The sequence below is a fragment of the Gordonia sp. p3-SID1431 genome (genome assembly GCF_025143765.1).
Taxonomy (GTDB): domain Bacteria; phylum Actinomycetota; class Actinomycetes; order Mycobacteriales; family Mycobacteriaceae; genus Gordonia; species Gordonia hongkongensis.
Map to the genome: position 1 here is coordinate 1 of NZ_JAMBDT010000165.1, position 6093 is coordinate 6093.

Consider the following 6093-nt stretch of genomic DNA (forward strand, 5'->3'; position numbering starts at 1 on the left):
CCTCATCTGGTTCACGGCGACTCCCAGGCAGCCACTGAGCCTTCCCGTGCCTCGTCCTCGACCCGGCAATACCTGAAACCGTGGCGCCGAGGGAGAGCGACGCCACCGCGAATGCGGATCATGGGGGCGGGGGAGAATCGCAGGTCCTACGCGACCTGCTGGCTCTGGTGGCCGCAGGGGACCGAGCGGCGTTCACGCGCTTCTATGACCTGACCAGTTCGCGGATCTACGGTCTGGCCGTCCGGGTGGTGCGTGATCGGCACTACGCCGAGGAGATCGTCCAGGAGGCCTACCTGCAGTACTGGCAGCGGGCGGCCGACTACGACCCGACCCGCGGATCGGTGATCACGTGGATGATGACGATCGCGCACCGGCGCGCCGTCGACCGGGTCCGTACCGAGGACATGCAGACCGAGCGGTTGTCGGAGTACGGCGTCCGGGCCGCCGAACCCGAGATGACGCAGGATCTTCCGCTCGAAGCGGTGCTGCGGTCGGTGGAGGTGAGCGCAGTGCACACCTGCCTCGGACATCTCACGGAACTGCAACGAGGAAGCCTCGAGATGTCGTACTTCGGAGGACTCACCTATCCCGAGGTGGCGGCGCGCACCTACACGCCCCTGCCCACCACGAAATCCCGTATCCGGGACGGCCTGAGACGGCTGCGGAGCTGCCTGGACGCGCAGGACGACCGCTGACGGATCGGCGGTGAGCGCGTCGTGCCGTCCGGCGACGCCGCGCCATCCGCGCGGGCACACTGGACGGGTGCACGAGACGACACCCGACGCGGGTCTGGATTCACCCGGTGAGTTCGTGACGGTCGGGGAGCATCGGCTCCACGTGCTCGACGAGGGGGCGGGTCCGCCGCTGCTGCTCATGGCGGCGCTCGGGAGCAACTGGTTCGACCTCGATCCGCTTGTCGCGCGGCTCGTCTCGTCGTGGCGGGTCGTGCGGTACGACCGCCCGGGTTACGGGCTGTCCGATCCCATCGGTCGGCGTCACCATCCGTCGCTGCTGGGCGAGGTGGAGCGGATGGCCGCGGTGCTCGACGCTCGGGGTATCGCCGAACCGGTTGTCGTCGTGGGGCATTCGCTGGCGTCGCTGTATGTGGAGGCGTTCGCACGCCGATATCCCGAGCGGACCGCGGGTGTCGTCATCCTCGACGGGTCATTCGTCTTGTTCCCGTGGCGGATCGTCCCGCTGTCGTTCCGGGTGGGCAACGCCCATCGGGTGGTCGGTGCGGCGCGCGCGGTGACGAGCCGCGTCGGGATACGTCGCTGGCCGAGTTTCCAGGTGTGGAGCCGCGTCGTGCCCGCGCCACCGGAGGGTCGAGGCGAGCAGCAGCGCCGATGGAGGACGCGCGTCTTCGGGCAGCCGCCCTACCTCCTGGCCCTTCTCGTCGAGAACGCCGCGTTCGGGTCGATGAACCAGACGTTGCGGAGTCTGCGACGGTCCGAGCCGATGCCGGACGTCCCGGTGATCGTCGTCGTGGCGTCGTCCAGGCTCCCGGGGTGGCGCCACTTCTGGGAATGGAAGCAGCGACGGTACGCCGAGGTGTTGAACGCTGATGAGATCGCGGTACTCCCGAGGGCGCGGCACTTCCTCGTGTCGGAGCGCCCGGACGACGTCGCCGAGATCATCGGCGGGGTGCGGCCCATCCCTACCCGCGAGTAACCAGCTACTTGCGGTTACACCTAAACTGTTCGGCATGAGCGAGCTGACCTTCACCCCGACGGCCGACCTCGTCGACGACATCGGCGCCGACGTCCGAAGCTGCGACACCCAGTTCACGCAGTTCGGCGGAAACCGGGAGTTCGTCGGACGGGTGTCGACGGTCAAGTGCTTCCAGGACAACGCCCTGCTGAAGTCGGTTCTGGGTGAATCCAACCCCGGCGGGGTGCTCGTCGTCGACGGCGACGCGTCGGTCCACACCGCACTGGTCGGAGACCTCATCGCCGAGCTCGGCCGCTCCAACGGCTGGGTGGGGATCATCGTCAACGGCGCCATCCGCGACGCCAAGACCATCGGCGGGATGGCGATCGGGGTCAAGGCCCTGGGTACCAACCCGCGCAAGTCGACCAAGACCGGCGCCGGTGAACGCGACGTCCCGCTGACCATCGGCGGCGAGACGTTCACCCCCGGCGACATCGTCTACTCCGACGACGACGGCATCGTGCTCGTCGCGGCGGGAGACAACCAGTAGAGCCCCGACCGCAGACCACGATCGACATCGAAGACCGGACACCCGCACAGCGCTGAGGAGCACCGCCATGCCGAAGCCCACCGCCGACTATTTCGCTCGCCTGGGTGCGCTCGTCGCCATCGACGACGCCGCGAGTCGTCCCACGCGCCCCGTCCTCGAGGCGTTCAGCGGGACGGAGATGGCGACCATCCCGGTCGCCACCGCCGACGATCTCGAGGTGGCGGTCGCCCGGGCCCGCCAGGCGCAGGAGGGATGGGCGGCCCGCACGCCGGCCGACCGCGCCGCGATCATCGACCGTTTCTCCGACCTGGTCCACCGCAACGCGGCGTCGTTGATGGACATCGCGCAGGCCGAGACCGGCAAGGCGCGCATCTACGCGCAAGAAGAGGTCATCGACGTCTCGATCACCGCGCGGCACTACGCGACGAACGGACCCAAGCTGCTGGCCGATCGCAAGGTCAAGGGCATGCTGCCGGGCGCGACCAGCGTGCGCGTGCGGTACCTGCCCAAGGGTGTGGTCGGCATCATCAGCCCGTGGAACTACCCGCTGACACTGGCCGTGTCCGATGCGGTGGCCGCCCTGATCGCCGGCAACGGCGTCGTGATCAAGCCGGACAGCCAGACGCCGTACTGCGCGCTGGCCCTGGCCGAGTTGCTGTACGAGGCGGGTCTGCCGCGTGAGCTGTACGCCGTGGTGCCCGGGCCGGGAAGCGTTGTCGGGCAAGCAATCATGGCCAGCACCGACTACGTGATGTTCACCGGCTCCTCGGAGACCGGGGCCACCCTCGCCGAACAGGCCGGGCGTCGGCTCATCGGCTTCTCGGCCGAACTCGGCGGCAAGAACCCGATGGTCGTCACCGCGAGTGCCGACATCGCCAACGCCGTGCGCGGCGCGGCGCGCGCGTCGTACTCCAACTCCGGGCAGCTGTGCATCTCGATCGAACGGATCTACGTCGACAAGAAGATCGCCGACGACTTCGCCGAGCGGTTCGCCGCGTATGTCTCCACGATGAAGCTGTCGGCCTCCTACGACTTCAGCGCCGACATGGGTTCCTTGGCCTCGGCCGCCCAGATCGACACCGCCGAAGCGCACGTCGAGGACGCGGTCGCCAAGGGCGCGAAGGTGCTCGCCGGCGGCAAGCGTCGCGCGGACCTGGGCCCCTTCTTCTTCGAGCCGACGGTCCTCACCGACGTGAACGACGACATGGTGTGTTTCGCGAACGAGACCTTCGGACCGGTCGTCTCGATCTACCCGGTGGACTCCACCGACGAGGCGATCAAGCTCGCCAACGACACCGACTACGGCCTCAACGCCAGCGTCTTCGCCGGTAGCAGCGCCGAGGCGCAGGAAGTCGCCGAGCAACTGCGCGCCGGGACGGTGAACATCAACGAGGGTTACGCCGCGGCGTGGGCGTCGACGGCGGCCCCGATGGGCGGCATGGGTATCTCCGGCATGGGACGCCGCCACGGTGAGGAGGGCCTCCTGAAGTACACCGAGCCGCAGACCATCGCCGAGCAGCGGTTCATCGGCATCGACCGCATGCCGGTGGTCCCGACGAGCATCTACCGCGCCATCACGCCGACCGCCGTCCGCGCGTTGAAGTACCTGCCGGGGCGGTAAGCGAATTCACACTCTGCTTCGTTCGGGAGTGGGATGACTCGTTCCCGCGACGGGCGTCGAGTAGGACGAATTTCCGTCCACCTCAGGGTGTGGGAAGGGCAGATTGATTGCCCTTCGACCTCGTTCACAGGGACGCAAATTCCTCACCTCGGACGGCGTCGCCACCACCCGGTCGCTCCGGTTGGGCCGCGACGTCTCGGCATCTGGCGTGCCTCGGGAGCACGATCTCGCTGATCGAGACGCCCGATGTCCTGCCCCGTCGGTGTGAGCGTGGTTACGGTAGGCCTTGTGACCCGAACACGTCATGGACGCAAAGAATCCGTCCCATCACCGGCCCGTGGGCTTGTGACGATGACCGCGTCCGCGGCTGTCGTGGCTGGGTTGTTCTTCGCCGGCCCGGCGGCTCATGCTCGAGCGCCGCTGCAGGTCACTGCTGTGACTGGCGGGATGACCATCCCCTGGGGTGTAGTGGTTGCACCCGATGGCACCGTGCTTTCCGGTGAGCGCGCGGGGCGGTTTGTTGCAGTGCGCCCCGGTGGAAAACGTGTGAACGTCAGAGCAGACCTGTCGAAGATCTTCGCGGTCCACGAGGCGGGCCTCATGGGGCTCGCCATCGACCAACGGTTCTCGGACAACCGCCGTGTGTATTCGTGTCAAGCGGAGTACACGGTGCCCGGCGCCTTTGTCGTGCCGGAACCTCTTGCCGGCGCACCTCTTCCGGCCCCACAGACTGGTCAGACCATCAAGGTGGTGTCGTGGCGGGTGAGTGCGGACTGGACGCAGATGACCCGTGAACGGACGGTCCTCGGTGGAATCCCCGTGACGTCCTCCGGCAGTCGTGCCGGATGCGGCCTTTCCGCTACTGCCGACAGCCTCTGGGTCGGTACCGGCGACACAGGCACACCATCCGTTGCCCAGGACCAGAAGTCGCTGGGCGGCAAAGTTTTACACATCAAATTCGACGGTGCGCCCGCTCCGGGAAACCCGAACCCGCGCAGTCCGATCTATAGCCTAGGGCATCGCAACGTACAGGGCGTGGCGGTCCAGCCCGGCACTGGTCGCGTGTACGCCATCGAGCAGGGCACGAGCCGCGACGACGAACTGAATCGCATCGTCGCTGGGGGCAACTACGGCTATAAGCCCGACCGCACACCGATCATCTACGACGAATCGGTGCCGATGACCGATCCGGTACGGGTCCCCAGCGCGATCGGTCCGGTCTGGAGTTCGGGCAACGAGACGATCGCTCTGCCGGGAATCGCATTCCTGCCCGAAACCGGTTGGGGCGCATACAACGGCGGCGTCGTGCTGACGGCGCTCAAGGGTGAACGACTGGTGTTCCTTAAGCTCTCCGACGACGGACGCCACGTGGTGTCGCGAACCGAGGCCCTGAAGGACGAGCATGGTCGCCTGCGCGGGGTGGCCGTTGCGCCCGACGGCTCGCTGATCCTGACAACCAGCGACGGCGAAGGCGCAGACCGCATCCTGCGGGTGCGCTGGGACGGCTGAGCAATGTGCGACAACTTGGCCGTCGGACACGCAATCGACCGTGATCGTCGGCGCACCGAAGTTCGCCGGTGGTACCGGCGGTCCGGCGCGCGTGATCGCCATGGTGTGAATCGGACACAGAAAGGTCATCGATGACGACGCGCATCACCCGGTTCGACCGCGGACCCCACACCTTCGACGTCACCGACGAAGGTCCGATCGACGGTGAACCGATCGTGCTGTTGCACGGGTTCCCCCAGCGGGCCTCGTGCTGGGAACTGGTCGCGGAAATCTTGCACGACAACGGGTTCAGGACCCTCGCACCGGACCAGCGTGGGTACTCGCCCGGTGCTCGCCCCGCACGCCGACGGGACTACGTGCAGAGCGAACTGACCGCGGACGTGCTCGCCTTGCTCGACGCCGCAGGCCTCGTACGAGCCCACGTCGTCGGCCACGACTGGGGCGCACTCGTCGGGTGGGCGGTCGCCGCGCACCATCCCGAGCGGGTGAAAACGCTGACCGCCCTGTCTGTTCCGCACCCAGGGGCCTTCCTGCGCTCGATGCGCCACGGACAGATCTTCCGGTCCTGGTACATGGCCGCCTTCCAGATTCCGGTCCTGCCCGAAAAGTTCCTCGACTGGGCGATGCGAACACAACCGGACTTCGGGGAGCGGATGGGACTTCCGCAACCGTTCGCGTCGCGGATCGCCCGCGAGATCGGTGAGTACGGCGCCCTCCCCGGCGCGCTGGGGTGGTATCGCGCGATGCCGCTCCCCGACAGGCG

At 67.6% G+C, this 6093-nt stretch carries 6 protein-coding genes; all 6 read left to right on the top strand.

What is annotated here, in order from left to right:
• Positions 1-80: 80 nt before the first annotated feature.
• On the top strand, positions 81-695 hold the full coding sequence (locus M4D77_RS23265; protein WP_259937636.1) for a sigma-70 family RNA polymerase sigma factor: 615 nt from the start codon (positions 81-83) through the stop codon (positions 693-695).
• A gap of 67 nt (positions 696-762) precedes the next feature.
• Positions 763-1671: an alpha/beta fold hydrolase gene (locus M4D77_RS23270; protein WP_259937638.1), complete on the top strand. Its 909-nt coding sequence runs from the start codon at positions 763-765 to the stop codon at positions 1669-1671.
• Between the two features lie 34 nt (positions 1672-1705).
• Complete coding sequence (gene rraA / locus M4D77_RS23275) at positions 1706-2200, top strand: ribonuclease E activity regulator RraA (RefSeq protein WP_078111901.1); 495 nt, start codon at positions 1706-1708, stop codon at positions 2198-2200.
• A 67-nt stretch (positions 2201-2267) separates the two neighbouring features.
• The gene (locus tag M4D77_RS23280) at positions 2268-3821 is read left to right on the top strand and encodes a succinic semialdehyde dehydrogenase (RefSeq protein WP_259937639.1); all 1554 of its coding nucleotides are present in this window, start codon (positions 2268-2270) and stop codon (positions 3819-3821) included.
• A gap of 288 nt (positions 3822-4109) precedes the next feature.
• Positions 4110-5330 (top strand): PQQ-dependent sugar dehydrogenase, encoded by a 1221-nt coding sequence (locus M4D77_RS23285; RefSeq protein ID WP_396266616.1) that lies wholly within the window; start codon positions 4110-4112, stop codon positions 5328-5330.
• A 131-nt stretch (positions 5331-5461) separates the two neighbouring features.
• On the top strand, positions 5462-6093 hold a 632-nt coding region (locus M4D77_RS23290), incomplete at its 3' end, for an alpha/beta fold hydrolase (RefSeq protein WP_259937644.1).

Coding starts and splice junctions, on each gene's coding strand:
- rraA (WP_078111901.1), top strand. CDS start 1,706: ATGAGCGAGCTGACCTTCACCCCGACGGCCGACCTCGTCGACGACATC.
- M4D77_RS23280 (WP_259937639.1), top strand. CDS start 2,268: ATGCCGAAGCCCACCGCCGACTATTTCGCTCGCCTGGGTGCGCTCGTC.